The sequence below is a fragment of the Brevundimonas sp. DC300-4 genome, assembly GCF_049897365.1.
Taxonomy (GTDB): Bacteria; Pseudomonadota; Alphaproteobacteria; order Caulobacterales; family Caulobacteraceae; genus Brevundimonas.
Window position 1 is genome coordinate 1 of sequence record NZ_JAFCWC010000022.1, and the last position, 16122, is coordinate 16122.

General features: G+C 61.7%; 13 protein-coding genes. 7 read left to right on the forward strand and 6 right to left on the reverse strand.

Going from position 1 to position 16122, the window contains the following annotated elements:
- Positions 1 to 264: 264 nt before the first annotated feature.
- Entirely contained in the window at positions 265 to 957 is a 693-nt protein-coding gene (locus ACP7AZ_RS17085) for an IS6 family transposase (protein WP_426039856.1), read from the reverse strand.
- A gap of 488 nt (positions 958 to 1445) precedes the next feature.
- A complete protein-coding gene (gene ggt, locus ACP7AZ_RS17090) occupies positions 1446 to 3197 on the reverse strand; it encodes a gamma-glutamyltransferase (RefSeq protein ID WP_426039857.1) in 1752 nt (583 codons plus the stop codon).
- Positions 3198 to 3528: 331 nt separating this feature from the next.
- Here ggt and ACP7AZ_RS17095 point away from each other — a divergent pair, with 331 nt between their 5' ends.
- Complete coding sequence (locus ACP7AZ_RS17095; RefSeq protein WP_426039858.1) at positions 3529 to 6627, forward strand: TonB-dependent receptor plug domain-containing protein; 3099 nt, start codon at positions 3529 to 3531, stop codon at positions 6625 to 6627.
- Between the two features lie 140 nt (positions 6628 to 6767).
- On the opposite strand, the gene ACP7AZ_RS17100 is transcribed toward ACP7AZ_RS17095, so the two are convergent.
- Positions 6768 to 7460: an IS6 family transposase gene (locus ACP7AZ_RS17100; protein ID WP_426039859.1), complete on the reverse strand. Its 693-nt coding sequence runs from the start codon at positions 7458 to 7460 to the stop codon at positions 6768 to 6770.
- A 48-nt stretch (positions 7461 to 7508) separates the two neighbouring features.
- The gene (locus tag ACP7AZ_RS17105) at positions 7509 to 7634 is read right to left on the reverse strand and encodes a hypothetical protein (RefSeq protein ID WP_426039860.1); all 126 of its coding nucleotides are present in this window, start codon (positions 7632 to 7634) and stop codon (positions 7509 to 7511) included.
- Positions 7635 to 7693: 59 nt separating this feature from the next.
- Here ACP7AZ_RS17105 and ACP7AZ_RS17110 point away from each other — a divergent pair, with 59 nt between their 5' ends.
- From ACP7AZ_RS17110 to ACP7AZ_RS17120, 3 genes are read left to right on the forward strand one after another with little or no spacing between them, the layout of a single operon-like run.
- Positions 7694 to 8062 (forward strand): DNA-methyltransferase, encoded by a 369-nt coding sequence (locus tag ACP7AZ_RS17110; RefSeq protein WP_426039868.1) that lies wholly within the window; start codon positions 7694 to 7696, stop codon positions 8060 to 8062.
- Entirely contained in the window at positions 8062 to 8505 is a 444-nt protein-coding gene (locus ACP7AZ_RS17115; protein ID WP_426039861.1) for a hypothetical protein, read from the forward strand. The genes ACP7AZ_RS17110 and ACP7AZ_RS17115 overlap by 1 nt, the downstream gene beginning before the upstream one ends.
- Positions 8506 to 8563: 58 nt before the next feature.
- Positions 8564 to 8764, forward strand: a complete 201-nt coding sequence (locus ACP7AZ_RS17120) for a hypothetical protein (RefSeq protein WP_426039862.1) — start codon at positions 8564 to 8566, stop codon at positions 8762 to 8764.
- A 219-nt stretch (positions 8765 to 8983) separates the two neighbouring features.
- Here the strand turns inward: ACP7AZ_RS17120 and ACP7AZ_RS17125 are convergent, their stop codons facing one another.
- The gene (locus ACP7AZ_RS17125) at positions 8984 to 9643 is read right to left on the reverse strand and encodes a response regulator (RefSeq protein ID WP_426039863.1); all 660 of its coding nucleotides are present in this window, start codon (positions 9641 to 9643) and stop codon (positions 8984 to 8986) included.
- Positions 9580 to 11868: a sensor histidine kinase gene (locus ACP7AZ_RS17130; protein ID WP_426039864.1), complete on the reverse strand. Its 2289-nt coding sequence runs from the start codon at positions 11866 to 11868 to the stop codon at positions 9580 to 9582. The genes ACP7AZ_RS17125 and ACP7AZ_RS17130 overlap by 64 nt, the downstream gene beginning before the upstream one ends.
- Before the next feature lie 127 nt (positions 11869 to 11995).
- On the opposite strand from ACP7AZ_RS17130, the gene ACP7AZ_RS17135 reads away from it, so the two are divergent.
- The 3 genes from ACP7AZ_RS17135 to ACP7AZ_RS17145 are packed head-to-tail and all read left to right on the forward strand — an operon-like array spanning position 11996 to position 15583.
- Complete coding sequence (locus ACP7AZ_RS17135) at positions 11996 to 12460, forward strand: peptidase S1 (protein ID WP_426039865.1); 465 nt, start codon at positions 11996 to 11998, stop codon at positions 12458 to 12460.
- 48 nt (positions 12461 to 12508) lie between these two features.
- Entirely contained in the window at positions 12509 to 14488 is a 1980-nt protein-coding gene (locus tag ACP7AZ_RS17140) for a tetratricopeptide repeat protein (RefSeq protein WP_426039866.1), read from the forward strand.
- Positions 14489 to 14509: 21 nt separating this feature from the next.
- Positions 14510 to 15583 (forward strand): hypothetical protein, encoded by a 1074-nt coding sequence (locus ACP7AZ_RS17145; RefSeq protein WP_426039867.1) that lies wholly within the window; start codon positions 14510 to 14512, stop codon positions 15581 to 15583.
- Positions 15584 to 16122: the final 539 nt, after the last annotated feature.

The following is a 16122-nucleotide window of genomic DNA, read 5'->3' on the forward strand; positions in this document are numbered from 1 at the left end:
CATCGGGCGCGACCACCGCCAACCGGGCATTGGTCCAGACGCGATCACGCTCCATTGTTCGCCCTCCGCCACCCACAGGAAACGCTGGTCGCTTGCCCTGATTATTGTATAGACATAATGCAGACCTGTGAGGATTGTCCAGTGACAGTCGATACTCGGCACACAAGATCGCCAGAGACGTTGTTTTGGTTCGATCAGGCCCTTCTCGACACGGCGTTGACAGGTTAACTTTGCCAAGTCGAAAGCCCCCTGCCCCGCCGCCCTTCAGGCAACCGCAGCCGCCCATGCGGCATCAGCGTCGGCGCGGAATCGGCGAAGTGTGGGTCTGCTGATCAAATGGCGCTGGATGCTGAAGGTGTTGTAGATCGCCGCGTGGGTGGTAAGAAATCTCTGGGCTGAGGCCTGGGATTTGAACCTCTGCTGCTGTCGCTCTCGTCGTCGGATCGGCAGGTGTGAGTTCTCTGCCCGATTGTTCTCTCGAAGCCGGCCGGGTCGGTGCAGGTGGCGCAGATCCAGCTTATCCAGAGCCGCGCCGTATGAGGCCAGGCCGTCTGTCGTGATCGTCTGCGGCTCCACTGGCTGGTTGTGAAGGAGCCGCCTGAGCAGCTTCAACGCAGCGTCCGTGTCCCGCCGGCGCTGGACGACCAGGTCCAGGACCTCGCCTTCATCGTCCACTGCGCGCCACAGATACATCCGCTTGCCGCCGATCCCGCAGACCATCTCGTCCAGGTGCCAGCGCGGCGACGGGGCCCCTCGCCGCTTCTTCAGCCGCCGGGCGATCAAGGGACCGAACTTGATGGTCCAGCACCGGATCGTCTCGTAGCTGACGTCCACACCGCGGGCCGCGAGGAGCTCCTCGACGTCCCGAAAACTGAGGCTGAACCGAAAGTACAGCCATACCGCATGGCGGATCACGTCCGCCGGAAACCGGTGGCGCTTGAACGAAATGGGCTTCACAATAATCCATCCCCGTCAGTGGTTTACGCCACAGATACCGGAGACCTTTTATCGTTCGCCTGACAGCACCCTCACCGCCTGTGCCCCAGTTGGCCTGGTAGGCGAAACCCTTCTTGGCATCGAAGTCGTTGGCGAAGAGACAGGTCCAGGCCTCGCCGAGGCCCGCACGCGCCATGCCGCCGCCGGCGAAGAACTCATAGAAGGACTGTTGCGCGCCGTGCCCGGCCATTGTCGTCTCCAAGCCAACTCACGCAAATGGACGGCGCTCGCGAGATTCGTCGCCGGAATTTGGCGCGTCTCGGTGGAAGCGTCTAGTTCTTTGTTTGTTCGCGCAAGCGGTTGGCGGTCCTCCAGGCTAGCTGAATGTCCGGAAATCACTTCGCTCTGATGGCAGCGTCGGCCAGAAGCGGACCTCCCCTCCCCGCCCGCTTTGCGCCTAAGCCCCATTCCACGAAACGGTGCCGCGAGTGCGAATGCGGCGCTGTCCCTCACCGAACCCCCAGGGCCAGCGCGTCCGGCCTGCGCGTGTCGGCGGCACCGAGGAACCGGTCGCCTTCGATCATGATCGACTGGGTGCTGCCCATCGTCATTGAGGGTCGAATCTCATGCCCGCGCGCCTCCAGCAGAGGCTCGATGTCCGGCGAGAATCCGCCCTCCAGTTCCAGTGGGCTGTCGCCCGCGCCCTGGTTCAGCCGCGGACGCATGGCTGCTTCGGCGATATTCAGCTGATGATCTATGACGTTGACGACCAGTTGCACCATCGTCGCGATGATGTAGCCGCCCCCCGGCGTCCCTGTGACCAGCCAAGGCTTTTCGTCGTCGAAGACGATCATGGGCGTGATGGTTGATCCCAGCCGCTTGCCCGGAGCGGGTCTGTTGGCGATGGTGTTCTCGTCCACGCTGCCCCAGGCGAAATTGTCCAGAGAGTTGTTCAGCAGGATGCCCGTCCCGGGCGCGGCGACATGCGCGCCATATGAGTTCGACAGAGTGAAGGTGTTGCTGACCGCGTTGCCGTGCGCATCGGCGATCGAATAGTGGGTCGTGTCCTGGCTCTCGTAGGCATAGGGATTGCCCTCCGGGATGGCGTCGGCAGAGAGCGAACTGTCCATCGAGATGAGCCTTACCCGTTCTGCTGCAAACGCCTTGCTGGCCAGGCCTTGCGCCGGAGTGGTCCATTGCGGCTCGCCGCCGATCAGTCGCCGGTCGGACGAGCTGATCTTCATCGCCTCGGAAATCAGATGCAGGCTGTCCACACTGCCCCAGCGAAGCTCGCGCATCGGGAAATACTCAAGCAGGTTCAGTGTTTCGGCCACGCTGACCCCCGACGCCGTCGGCGGCATGAAGGCGATCCGGTGATCCCGATAGGTCGACCAGATCGGCTCCGACACCACCACGCGGAAATCTGCCAGATCCTGCTCCGTCATGATCCCGCCGCCCGCGCGAACACCCTCAATGATGCGATGAGCGAGTTCCCCCCGGTAGAAGCCGTCTGGTCCGTTTGCCTGAACCTGGCGAAGGCTCCAGGCCAGTTGCGGCTGACGGAACAACTCTCCAGCCTGGTAGGGCGTGCCATCGGCCTTCAGGTAGGCTTCGCGGGCACCGGGATCCCGCGCCAGAACCGAGGCCCGTCCCGCCGTCGCCGCGGCCTCCCCATCGGACAGGACAACTCCCCCCTCCGCCATCTCGACCGACGGCGCCAGAACTTCGGCCCAGGACAGTGTGCCGAACCGCCTATGCGCTTCCCACATCCCCATAACCGTGCCGGGAACGGAAACATTGCGGAACCCTGACGGCGCGATGCGATCAAACCTGCCGTTGTCGTCCAGCAGCAGATCCGGCGTCGTCGCCTGCGGCGCCACGCCATAGTAGTTGATCGCAAGGTCTGCTGCAGGACGTTCGTCCGTCGCCGCCATATGGATAAGCATATAGCCGCCGCCGCCGATGTTTCCCGCACGCGGCAGGGCAACAGCTTCCGCGAACCCCACGGCCACGGCCGCATCAACCGCATTGCCGCCGCGCCTCAGGATTTCGACGCCGACCCGGGTGGCCAGAACACTCTGGCTGACGACCATGCCGCCTCGACCGATCGTGGGGCTGTGGATCTGGCCGTAGCTGACGACATCGCCGCCGCTACCCGCTCCGGGACGAACCGGTGCCGCAACCTCCTGAGCGAGGACGTGTCCGGAGAACAACATGGCCGCAGCGGCCAGGATCAGCAGCCTCAATCGTCCGCTCGACATAATGATTCCTGCCACAATTGTTCGAAAATCGGACCGAGTGTTATTCAGTTCAATCTTGAAAGCCACCCTATTTTCCTGCGGTGATGCTCGATCTCGGCGAAAAATGCTGAGCACTGGGCATTAACGTGCTCGGGACAGCGAGATCTTGTTAACCGCCGACAATTTTTAACCTCCGGTGTTGACGGGCTGAATGTGGCGGTTTCTAGTCTTCGTCTACGCTTCGCGACGTCACACCGTGGTCGTCGTTCCAGATCGGGCGATCGCCCGGATTTACTGGTGGCCGCCCGGAGGGAAATCGGGGCGGCCATTTCAAACCTCAGGATTCAAATCCATGCGCCTGTCCCTGTCTCGTCGCTCGCCCCGATCGTTCATGCTGGCGACGACCGCCATCATGATGGCGGGCTGGACGACGCCGACCCTCGCCCAGGAGGCTCAGGAACAGGCCACGGAGGTCGAGGAGATTATTGTCGTGGGATCGCAGATTCGCGGCGCCAGGGTTACGGCGGCTCTTCCGGTCACGGTCGTCTCCGAGGAACAGATCCTGGCCACGGCCGCGACCTCGGGCGACGATCTGCTTCGCTCGATTCCCCAGATGGGCGATGTCACCTTCAACTCCTCATTCCTGCCCGCCAGCTCGAACTCGGCGCGCGGCGACACAGGCTCCGTCAATCTCCGCAACCTCGGAATCGGGAACACGCTCGTCCTGCTGAACGGCCGGCGCGTGGTCGGTCACCCGACCTCCCAGGCCAATGAGCAGCTCGTCCCGGTCCTGACCTACAACACCAACGCCATACCAGTCAGCGGCCTCAGGCGCCTGGAGGTCCTGCGCGACGGCGCCGCCGCCATTTACGGCGCGGACGCGGTGGCCGGGGTGATCAACACCGTGCTGCGGGACGATATGAACGGCCTGACGGTCTCGGCCCAGTATGGCGCAGCCGAGGGCACCGGTCTGTCTGAAACCAATCTGAGCCTTTACGGCGGCCGCGACATTGCCGACGGACAGGGCAATATCTCGCTCTTCGTGAACTACGATGACCGGTCTGAACTCAAGACGACCGACCAGGACTACACCACCTCCCTGGACAGGCGCGCGCTGTTCGCCGGCACCGGTTTCGAGAACGCCGCTACGCTGAACGGCCGCTCGTCGTTGACCGCCTGGGGCCTGTTCCGGCCGACCGGCGCAACGGTCCGTCTGGCCGGCGCCACGTCCAACCTGACCGCATTCTCCAGGCAACCCGCCAGCTTCACAGGGTGTTCCGCCCCGGCCGCCGACGGGATCTGCGTGAGGTCCGGCACGGTGATCGATTCGCGGCTGTTCAGCGACGCCGCCGCCCAAGGCATTACCGTGATGCCCGAAGTCAAGCGTCTGAACGCCTTCCTCACCGGCAGGTACAACGTCAACGACAACGTCGAGGCGTTCGGTGAGTTTGGCTATTACCGTGCCGAAACCACGGCCTTCCAGGCGCCGATCAGCACCTTGTCGTCGGTCGTGGTCACGATCCCCAGGACCAACTTCTACAATCCCTTCGGCGCCACGCTGATCAACGGGGTCGTGAACCCGAACCGGCTGACCGGAATCACGGCGCCTGCGGCGGGCGTCGATCTTCTGCTCAGCGGCTATCGCTTCGAGGACCTCGGTCCGATCGAGGTCAACGTCACCAACGACCAGTACCGACTGCTCGGCGGGCTGCGCGGAGACTGGAAAGGATGGAACTGGGAAAGCGCCCTAGTCTATTCGGAAGCGAGCGCCGAAGACATCAGTGACAACGTCTCCAACACCGCCCTCCAGAGGCAGCTCGCCCTGTCAACGGCCGACGCCTACAATCCGTTCAATGGCGGCGACCTGAACAACTTCAGCTTCGGCGACGGAACCCCCAGCAGCACCGCGGCCCTCAACGCCATCCGCGTCAAGATGCGTCGATATTCCGAGACCACCCTGGCCCTCGGGGACTTCAAGGTGTCACGCCCGGACCTGTTCCGCCTGCCCGGTGGCGATCTTGGCTTCGCGGCCGGCGTCGAGGCCCGTCGTGAAACCCAACTGGACGACCGCGACCAGCGTATCGACGGCACGATCACATACACGGACCCGTCTGGCTCGGTTTACAGCGACCTCGTGAACTCTTCACTGAGCCCGGACACCACGGGCGAACGCGATGTGTATTCGGCCTATGCCGAGTTCGCCGTGCCGATCGTCTCGCCCGAAATGAACATTCCCCTGGTGTATCGCCTCGAAGCCCAGATCGCCGGTCGCTTCGAGCACTATTCGGACTTCGGCGACGTCGCCAAGCCCAAGGTCGCCGTGGCCTGGGATATGGTCGACGGCATCCGCTTCCGGGGCTCGTGGGCCCAAGGGTTCCGGGCGCCCAACCTTGAGCAGATCAACGCCACGATCGTAACGCGTTCCAACTCCAGCACCGACTGGGTCTATTGCGAAGCCTTGATCCGTCGCGGGGCCATGGCCTCGTTTGCGGGATGCGGCGCGTCGCCCACCCTGGTTCCAGGCTTTGCCGACACCGCCTCGATCAACACCGTCCGGGTGCGCCGCCTGGTGGCGGAACAGCGCGCGGGCAACCCGAACCTGAAGCCGGAGGAATCCGAAACCCTGTCTTTCGGCACGGTGATCCAGCCCGATTTTTCACCGGCAGGCATCGGAGACTTCACCTTCACGGCGGACTGGTGGCGGGTCGAACAGACCGGGCTGGTCGGCGTCTTCCGCGGCCAAAATGCGCTGACGTTGGATTATCTGTTGCGCAAGCAGAGCCTGATCAACCCCAATGTCGTTCGTGCCGCCCCGACAGCCGATGACATCAGGATCTTCGCCGGAACGGGCCTGACGCCGGCGGGCGAGATCCTTTACGTCAAGGACCTGTACGACAACCTGCAACCCCAGACGGCCGAGGGCTTCGACTTCGGCGCCATGTGGAACCTTCACGGCACGCGCTTGGGGGACTTCAACGTCAATCTGAATGTCTCGCACCTGCTCACCTTCTATCTGGAGCCATCGCCGGGCATCCAGGGGCTTATCGACGCCAAGGCCGAGGGAAAGCTCGATCCGCTGATTTCATTCGCTGGCAGCGCTGGCGACCTGATCCGCAACAACAGCCGCCCGGCATGGAAGTGGTCGCTGTCGGCGACATGGAGCTACGAAAACATCACCGTCGGGGCCTTCACCTCCTATACCGGCAGCGTCGAACAGGACTTCCTGCTCGACCCCTCGAACCAGATCTGGGTCATCGACTCCCTGATCACCGGCAATCTTTACGGCCAGTACGAGTTCGACGAGGGCGGTGCGCTGGACGGCACAGCGGTTCGCGTCGGCGTGCGCAACCTGACCGACGAGCAGCCCCCGCTGGCGTCGGACGGCTATCTGGGCACCGTCTACACCCCCTACAGCCGCTACTGGTATGTGAACCTGCGGAAGTCCTTCTAGTGGATTGATTCCATCACTTGGTGCCCGCGGTTAGCGGCGGCGATGATTTTGTCTGGATCGGCGGTCCAGACGAAGGGTTTGGGCTGCTGGCGCTGTCAGGATAACCGCGCCGGGCTGAGAAGCGCCCTACCCTGCCGAAATCAGGCAACCGCTGCCGCCCAAGCGGTCGCCGCATCGGCGCGGAAACGCCGAAGTGTGGGTCTGCTGATCAAATGGCGCTGGATGCTGAAGGTGTTGTAGATCGCCGCGTGGGTGGTGAGGAATCTCTGGGCTGAGGCTTGGGATTTGAACCGCTGCTGCTGTCGCTCTCGTCGTCGGATCGGCAGGTGTGAGTTCTCTGCCCGATTGTTGTCCCGAAGCCGGCCGGGTCGATGCAGATGCCTCAGATCCAGGACATCGAGCGCCGCGCCATAGGAGGCCAGGCCGTCCGTCGTGATCGTCTGAGGCTCGATCGGCTGGTTGTGTAGCAGGCGTCGGAGAAGCCTCAACGCCGCCTCTGTGTCCCGCCGGCGCTGGACCACGAGGTCCAGGACCTCGCCTTCATCGTCCACTGCGCGCCACAGATACATCCGCTTGCCGCCGATCCGGCAGACCATCTCGTCCAGGTGCCAGCGCGGCGACGGGGCCCCTCGCCGCTTCTTCAGCCGCCAGGCGATCAAGGGGCCGAACTTGATGGTCCAGCACCGGATCGTCTCGTAGCTGACGTCCACACCGCGGGCCGCGAGGAGCTCCTCGACGTCCCGAAAACTGAGGCTGAACCGAAAGTACAGCCATACCGCATGGCGGATCACGTCCGCCGGAAACCGGTGGCGCTTGAACGAAATGGGCTTCACAATAATCCATCCCCGTCAGTGGTTTACGCCACAGATACCGGAGACCTTTTATCGTTCGCCTGACAGCACCTCCTCGACGTCCCGCAAACTCAAGCTGAAACGAAAGTACAGCCAGACGGCATGGCGGATCACATCTGCCGGAAACCGGTGGCGCTTGAACGAAATCGGCTTCACGAAACATCATCTCCAACAGCGGTTTAGGCAGTCATAAGTGGAGACGTTTTAGCGTTGGACTGACAGCACCCTTCAACGCTGTCGAGCTCGGCAAGCATGGCCGCAACAGGACCAACGTCTGGGACTATTCATCGGTGAACAGCGGTGGCAGCCGCGGGGCCGAGCTCGAATGGCATCCTACAGTCAAGCCGGTCGCCATGGTGGCTGACGCTATCAAGGACGTCACTCGTCGCAGGGAGCTGGTGCTTAATGCCTTTCTAGGCTCTGGAACGACACTCATTGCAGCCGAGCGAGCGGGTAGGCTCTGCCGGGGCGTCGAGATCGATCCTGTTTACGTCGATACCGCCATTCACCGCTGGGAGGCCCTGACTGGGCACGAGGCAGTTCTCGAGGAAGCGGCAAACATTCTGACATCGGAGGCTGTGTGATGGAAGACGAGATCGTTTTTCCGAAACGCACGGGTCGATCGGACGCCGGCCAGTTTGTGAAGGGTTATTCAGGCAACCTCTCAGGCCGGCCACGTAGCAAACACCAACGAGCCGCCTCGAGCCGTCAATATCGTCGCGACATATTGGCCGTTACCGAAGAACTCGTGCCTATCAGGACTAGCGCTGGGGTGACAATGGTACCCTTCCATGTGGCCAACCTTCTGTCGATCCGCTCTAGGGCAAGCCAGGGCCATGCTCCTTCTCAGCGCTATATTGACCAGCGACATCGCGAAGCGATAGCCGATCACGAGGAAGCCAATCCGCAGCTTACTCAGCTCTTGGAAGCCTCAGAACGCAACGCGGTTAACAAGAGTGTCGATTGCCTTGAGAACTCGGAGTGGAAGGAGCTCAATCTAGTTCGGAAATACTCATGGCGCCTTTGAATGTTTGAAATGGAATGCCGAACACCACGACTTGACTGTGCGGCGCCACGGAGCATTGATGAAGAAGGAGCACAACATGGACGAACCCGACGAAGATCTAGGCGCTGCAGGGTCCTCTCCTATTGCCGAACTGCTACGCACCCGCCCAGAGGCCTTTGACTTCGCAGATGCGCCTGATCTCAAACCGCTGAGCGAAGAATATCTGGCAGCGATGGCAGCCCTCCGGCCTGCATGGGCGCGAGAAGGACAAGACTGTTGATCGGAGTTGAAGGCGGGACCCCGCCCGGCTTGAGATAACATATTGAACGAGCTTGACGTTGCGGGGCGAGAGGGGGCCCGGAAGACGCCTATCAGCATGGGCGCGAACGTATTGTTATATGGCGAATTCAATCACCTAGGCTGCCACTCGAGGGGGGCCGATTTCGACGCCGATCCACACCCCAAGCGGCTGCAGTCAATAGATTCATCGCTTCCCGGCTCAGACCAGGCCGAGTCGCGCAGCTTCCAACGCCGCTTCGGCGCGGCAGTTGATGTCCAATTTCCGGTAGATCGTTTTCAAATAGCCAGAGACGGTCTGATCGCTCAACTGCAGCGATGCCGCCGCCTCAGCAACTTTTAGGCCTCGACCGACCAGTCGGAGAACATCAGTCTCGCGAATGGTCAGCGCAACCGTCGCTTGAGACGCGGTTACGAACCGTGCGCTGTTTTGAAAATGGTTCAGTATTTTTCTGGAGATCGCGGGCGACATGGGAACCTCGCCGCGTTCCATCGCCGCGAGTTTTGCGCCGATCAGTTCAGGCTCCTGATCCTTCAGGATGTAGCCGGCCGCTCCGGCAGCCATCGCATTCAGCAGGTTGGCGTCGTCGTCGTAAAGCGTTGTTACGACCGCACGGGCACCGGGGCAGCGGTGCATTAGGGCGCGAATGAAATCGACCCCAGAGCCATCTGGCAGACCAAGGTCGACGAGGCAGATCGGGGTAGTCCCGGGCGTCTGGGCATCCAGCCAGGCCATTGCGGACCCGAGGGTATCGGCGACGGCCACATCGGCGTCTACAAATACGCTGCCTGCCAGCTTTACGAGCCAGTCACGGGTCGCTTCGATATCTTCCACCACCAAAATAGGTTGCGCATTATCCATAGTCGACCGTCCGGCTTGTCTGACAGCACTGTATAGCGAGGTTGGGATGCGGTCCCATCCCCCGATCCGGGGGGTACTTCCAGCGGCATGGACATCGAGATCGTCGTGCCTTGGCCAGACGTAGACTCTACGTGACCCCCCAGCGCGCGAATGCGCGTTTTCATGTTACGCGATCCGTGGCCGAGGTGTGCGTTCGGGCTGATCCCCACGCCATTGTCTGCGATAGTCACTCGCAGCCATCGATCTGTGCCCAGACTGTAAGAGTTGATCAGGACTTCGACCCGATCGGCCTGCGCGTGACGAATCACGTTCGTGACCGCCTCTCGCACGGCCGAGTTGAGCGCCTTGTAAAACAGGTAAGGTGCTGGGTCAGCCAACTGGATCGCCAGCGGGTCGAACGTCCACGTACACTTGATCTCTGCCGCCTCCAGACGCTCACAGCAATCGTGTCGGAGGGTGGCGAGAACTTCGTCGAGCCGAGATTGGTGGCCTTCCAGTCCGGCCACGATGGAGCGGATATCAGACATGGCGGCCCGCACGTCGGTGCGCACCAGCTCAGCATCGGTTCGGTGTAGGCTGGTCAGCAGTCGCGCCGACACATCGTCATGCAGATCCTTTGCGATTCTCTCCCGTTCCTCGCGGGTGCCCCGGTCATAGGCGTCGCGACCTACGTCGACCTGATCGCAGACGAGCAGCAAGCTCGTGACGGTCTCGCAATCCTCTCCCTGGAATAGAGACCGGCCCAGACGGGCTCCGCGGAGAAGCAATGCATGACCAAATGCGGGAGCAGGCACGAGAAGCGATCGTCCGCTATCCAGGGTCGACGCCTGGACAACATTCTGGGGGCCGGCGACAATCTCAAGTGGCTCGAAAAGCTCGCTCAACACCGACTTCCATCGGTCGAAACGTTGGGGAGCCGTGGGCGCCAGGGCAACGTGAACGGCATCTGAGGAAAGCTGCAACTGGCTTCTGCGGCGTCTGCCCAAGAGCGCGTCCAAAAACCGATTGCGAGCCACCAGCCATATCGTGCCGACCAGCAACAGCGAGGCCGACGCCGCCTGTCCCGGCGCAAGCCCAATGCCGAACACCAGCACCAAATCCGCAACGAGCAGCCCGAGAAGGACGACGGCCGACGCCAGAAGCTTCCACGCCCAACGGTCAATGTCGAACAAATGCCCCTTGGCTATTCCCAAAGCGATTGCCGCGAAGGGCGGTAGCATCAGGAGGAAGCCGTAGGAAAAGTCGGCCAAAGCCGGCATTCCGGCAGCTGGGGGAATCTGAAAACAAGCAATCCATCCGCCAAGCGAAAGCGTCGTGACCGTCCCGACGAGGCGGAGGTATGCTCGGCCGACCGGTTGATAGTTGGATCTGACCCATTGCATCACCAGGGCGACGACTATCAGCGCCAGGTCGAGGCCGACCAATGCGCTGGTGAACTGCGAACGATCGACCACGGTCGGGACCAACAGCACGATTGGCAACACCGCTAAACCCAGGATGCAGCAAGCGATTACAGTGATCCGTGAAGAAAATAGCTGGATTGGATAGCTTGCAAAGAGACAGAGAAACGCCGCACCGAAAACCTGCCCTCCAACGTAGTTTAAGTTGAGAAGGAGTGCGTAGCGTTGTCCTCCGATGATCAACTCTGCGGCGTCGATCACCGCCATTGGAAGAGCCGCAGCGAGAAGCGCCACGCCGGCCAAACCTGCCGCCTGCGCCGCCAACTCGGCAGCGCGCATAGTCAGCAGCCATAAGCCGATCACAGCGCCAAAAAGACCGGTTAGAGCAATGATCCAAAACGTCATCGGCAAGCGGGTATCGTGAACCTTGCGAGGGACCGATGCCGACAAGCCGTTCTTGTCCTGCAACCAAAGCCGGACCGATCCAGTGTTCGCGATGGCTAGCATCTCATCTTGCGACGTAAGATCCGCCTGATCTATTTCTGTTTCGAGCCGTCGAACCAGATCGCTTCTGCCCGAAATCTTTATCTTGGTCGGCTGGTCTGACTCGCTGCTCATGGCTGTTAACCGGGCCGGCAACGCGATTGGGCCCGCACTGCTTTGATCCGGTCCAGACAGTCTCTGGACAATCACCTCCCCCCCGTCCGTGGCAACCGTGACGCCCACGGAGGGAAGGCTCCTTGCGTAGAGCGCGACACCGCCGATCAGCCCGAACAAGAGGGCGATCGCGAAGGCCAAAAGCACAGACGGACGGCGAAGCTGCATAGCGCACACTATGCGCGGGCAAACGATTTGCCACCCCAAACCGCTACCCCCCGGTTCACGGGGATGAGGGGCGCGCAGATTGGGTCTAGGCTACTATTCCAAAGCAGACCGCTTGGGGAAAACGACGATGCGCCACACGACTTCTTGTTCAGCCATTTGCGCTCTCGCGACGATTCTAGCGGGATCCGTCAACGCGCAGAATGCGGGTATGAATCCGAACTCGGGCCAAGTGCAGCTTCGGTCCGGCTTCACCCCCGATCCATACACCGTCGCTGTCGTCGCCGGCGGCAACCAGGACGGCAATCGGCTGCCGGGCTCCTGCACCGGCTGGATTTCGGATGCCCCGGACTTTCGGGTTACCTATACCGCTGGGCGGCTTCCTCTCGCCTTCCGAACTGTCTCGCGCACCGATACGACGCTGATCATCAACGACCCGAGCGGCAACTGGGCCTGCGACGACGACAGCTTCGGCGACGGTGATGCGCAGGTCGTTTTCCGTCGTCCATCCAGCGGCGTCTACGATGTCTGGGTGGGAACCTTCAGCCGGGGCGGCACTGCACAGGCTGTCCTTGGCATCACGGAAACCCCCTGAAAGCTTGGTTTGCCAGCCTTGCATGATCGCACACGTTCGGACGGATAAATGAAGTCGCTTCTTCTCACTGCCTGCGCGCTCGGAGTGCTGGCCCTGGCCCATGCCGCGACGGCAGATCCCCAGACCGACGAGGCCAACCGCCAGCGGCAAATGGCCAGCATGCAGGCCGAGGCCGCGCGCAACGACCAGATCAGCGCCGATCGCAGCCTGGCTCAGCAAGGGGCGACCCAGGATGCCTCCCGGTCGTCCGCCAACAGCGGCGCATCCTCATCGTCGTCCAGCAGCGTTTCGTCCGGCGGGTCAAGCGGGCTGGGCGCATCGGGTGGCTATACGGACAACGGCCCCCATAGCGTGGTCGACAGCTACACGATCGTCATCCGCACCGAGGAAACGCCCTCGCAAATGCTGGCGCGGCTGGCCCAGGAAGCGGCGGCCGGCGACACGGGCGCGCAGTATAACCTGGGCCGCATCTACTACACCGGATTCGACGACGCTCCACGCGACGACGCCCGCGCGCGCGGCTATTTCCAGCAGGCGGCGCAGGCTGGCCATGCCCCCAGCCAAGCCAACTACGGTTACTTCCTCTCCGAAGGCATTGGCGGTCCGCCTGATCCGGCAGAGGGTGCGCGCTGGCTCCGGATGGCTGCCGACGCCGGCAACAGCTTTGGCCAGGCGCAGTACGGTTTGTCGCTGGTAATCACCGACGCCGCCACGTCCACCCGTTACCTGATCCCCGCCGCCGACGCTGGCGAGGTCACGGCCCAAGCCATGTTGGGCACTCTGTATGCCATGGGCGAGGGCGTGGAACGAGACGACGCGGCGGCCATCCTTTACCTGAAGGCCGCCTCCGATCAGGGCGAGAGCGGGTCGACGGGTTTGCTGGCGGGAATGTATCTGACCGACCGTGGTGGTACGGAGGCCGAAGGATACGAACTGCTCCGCCGCGCTGCCGAGGCTGGCGATCCGGATAGTCAAAGAAACTACGGACTTTCCTTGGTTCAGGGCAGTGGCGTGCCCAAGGACGAGGTCGCCGGCGCGGCCATGGTCCGGCGTGCAGCCTATGCCGGCAACCACTCTGCGCAAACCCTGTTGGGCCACTTGTTTTATGAGGGGCTGGGCGTGCCAGAAGCGAACGGCGACGCCATCTATTGGTGGAACCTGGCGGCCGAGGGCGGTCACGAGGAGGCTATCGGACTGATGGCTCAACTTCGCGACGGAGGCGACGATCTGAACCAGCCGGTGACGCAGGGCATGGGGCCGGTTGCAGATGCTGATGGCGACAGCGCCCGAACAGTAGCACGCGCCACGCCCCGTCCCGCAGAAGGCCGAGCCGATGCCACGCCTGCGCCCACCGCGACTGTAAGCTCGGCCATCCAGGGCGAGCTTACCACCTCCGATACAAAACTGGCGGATGACAGCTTCTATGACTGTCAAGCTCTGCAGACCCAGGCGGGGACGATCTATCCCGTGACGATGCGGTCTGACAGTTTCGACGCTTACGTGAGCGCTGGAACCGGTGAATGCGGCGGTGCGGCGATCCTGTCAGACGACGATGGCGGCGGCGGCACCAATGCGGCGCTCGACATTCTCGGCGATGGCCAGACCTGGTTTCTGCGCGCGAACAGTCTGGCGGCCAATGCGACCGGGTCGTATACACTGGAGGTCGGCGAAGGTCGGCGTGCCAACTTTCTAGTGACGGGCCAGCCTACGCGCGGCGACCTCAGTCGGTTCGACCCCAAGCTAAGCGACGACAGTTTCTATGACTGCTTTGCTGTTCAGACCACGGCAGGCGCGACCTATCAGGTGACCATGCGCTCGTCCGACTTCGACACCTATCTTGGAGCCGGCCTGGGCCAGTGTGCAGCCTCGCCCAGAGAAACGGATGACGACAGTGGTGGCGGGACGGATTCGGCGCTCAGCTTTACCGGGGACGGCCAGATCTGGTTCGTGCGAGCCAATAGCCTGGGTGCCGATACGGTAGGGAGCTACAGCCTCGAACTGTCCAACGAGATCCGAAGTAGGAAATAATTTTGGATCTGGAATCAGGTGATGCATCTCGCACCCGTGAGAGCCGCCAGACAACTATCTGAGCTGAAAGCCGAAATTGGAATGTTTAAGCCGTTTGCCTCCAGCCTGGCGACACTATCGCTGATATCGGGAGCTGCGGGAGCTGCGTGTTCCCGACCACTTGACCCTGATCAGCCTTCACCGCAGGCGTCTTTGGAATGGATGGTCCTGAACGAGATAAACGCTGCCTATTTTGATCGGAGCGAGCCGATGAATCGGCCCGCGCTTGTCGCAAAAGTCCCCGAGGGAGTGATTACGCCGGTCGATATCTCACACGACGGCGTGGACGACTGGCTCGTAGATTACACCGATTCCGGTCTCGTTTACTGCGGGACCGGGGGCTGCCTGAGAAGCCTGTATGTGAGTATTCCGGAAGGCGGATATGTTCTCGCCTTCAATGACCAATCCTTTGATTTCGCGATCACGACAAGAGCAAGCGAAACGGTCATCGACACGATTGTCCACCCGGTCATGTGCCGGCCCATGAATGACAACTGCGCTTACAGTTTCGCTTGGGATCCAGATCTACAACGACTGGTTGAGCGACCGAATAGTCGTAACGAAACGCTTATTAGTTCGTCGTTCGGCATCTTGGCAGGACCAGAAGAAGACGCTCCTCAGGTCCCGGAAAGCGCGCCAAGCGCCTTACAAGCCCGTTGGCGCCAAACGGCAGCTGCATGCCCGTCGACCGTCAGCGAGGGGTCGTTCAACATCGCCCACGCGAAAATCGACAGCATCCCAGACCTCGATGGCGATGGGGTTCGCGACTGGCAATATGTTCAGGCCAATGGCTGCGACCGCGGCAACGGCACGATCGGTGAAGCCACGCCATTCATGATCTACTTAGCCCGGCCTGGCGACGAGGTAATTCTCGCTTTTACTTCTCAACCTGGCGAGCAGCCGGTCTACGATATCTCAACGAGCCCTGCTGGGCTGATCAGCAATCCTGACTGCGAGTATGACCAGCCGTGTCGCAACGAACGCCTTAGGTGGGATGCTGTTTTGAGTGGATTTGGTCGAGCGGGCTCCGACCAAAGCCGCCCCCCGGCCCGTTAGGCCCGTAGCGTGTGACATACCGCCCGAAGAGCCGGTAATGAGCGCCGGCGAAGCTGATCCAGAGAAATTCGATGTCTGCCTATGCAACATACCAACGGATCGCGGAACATCGAAAGAAATAGCAGAATAATGATACGATACTGTTTTCTAAGCGCAATATTTGCGCTCGTAGGATGTGCTTCAGCGCCGCCGGGAGCTAAGCCCGACCACGCTTGGGCTGATTGGGCCGCTATAAACATGTGCACATCAGTAGCTGAGATCGGTAGCGTGGTGTCCAGACAAGATCTGAACTCTGCCGTTCGCGATCGATCTGCGTCACTTTTCAACCGGTACACTCGCCTCGGTCGGCGCTTGGCACCCCACATGGGTATCTCCGAGCAGGATAGAGTTAAAATTATTGCTGATGAGGTAGCCGTGCGTTGATCTTCCCCCGCAAAAGTGGACGGGGTTAAGCCGCTCTGCGTTCGGCCTCGGCTGGGCTGATATAGCCCAGTGACGAGTGCAGGCGACGGGGATTGTAGAAGCCCTCGATGTATCCG

Coding starts and splice junctions, on each gene's coding strand:
- ggt (WP_426039857.1), bottom strand. CDS start 3,197: ATGTCGAGCGGACGATTGAGGCTGCTGATCCTGGCCGCTGCGGCCATG.
- ACP7AZ_RS17095 (WP_426039858.1), top strand. CDS start 3,529: ATGCGCCTGTCCCTGTCTCGTCGCTCGCCCCGATCGTTCATGCTGGCG.
- ACP7AZ_RS17115 (WP_426039861.1), top strand. CDS start 8,062: ATGGAAGACGAGATCGTTTTTCCGAAACGCACGGGTCGATCGGACGCC.
- ACP7AZ_RS17120 (WP_426039862.1), top strand. CDS start 8,564: ATGAAGAAGGAGCACAACATGGACGAACCCGACGAAGATCTAGGCGCT.
- ACP7AZ_RS17125 (WP_426039863.1), bottom strand. CDS start 9,643: ATGGATAATGCGCAACCTATTTTGGTGGTGGAAGATATCGAAGCGACC.
- ACP7AZ_RS17130 (WP_426039864.1), bottom strand. CDS start 11,868: ATGCAGCTTCGCCGTCCGTCTGTGCTTTTGGCCTTCGCGATCGCCCTC.
- ACP7AZ_RS17135 (WP_426039865.1), top strand. CDS start 11,996: ATGCGCCACACGACTTCTTGTTCAGCCATTTGCGCTCTCGCGACGATT.
- ACP7AZ_RS17140 (WP_426039866.1), top strand. CDS start 12,509: ATGAAGTCGCTTCTTCTCACTGCCTGCGCGCTCGGAGTGCTGGCCCTG.
- ACP7AZ_RS17145 (WP_426039867.1), top strand. CDS start 14,510: ATGCATCTCGCACCCGTGAGAGCCGCCAGACAACTATCTGAGCTGAAA.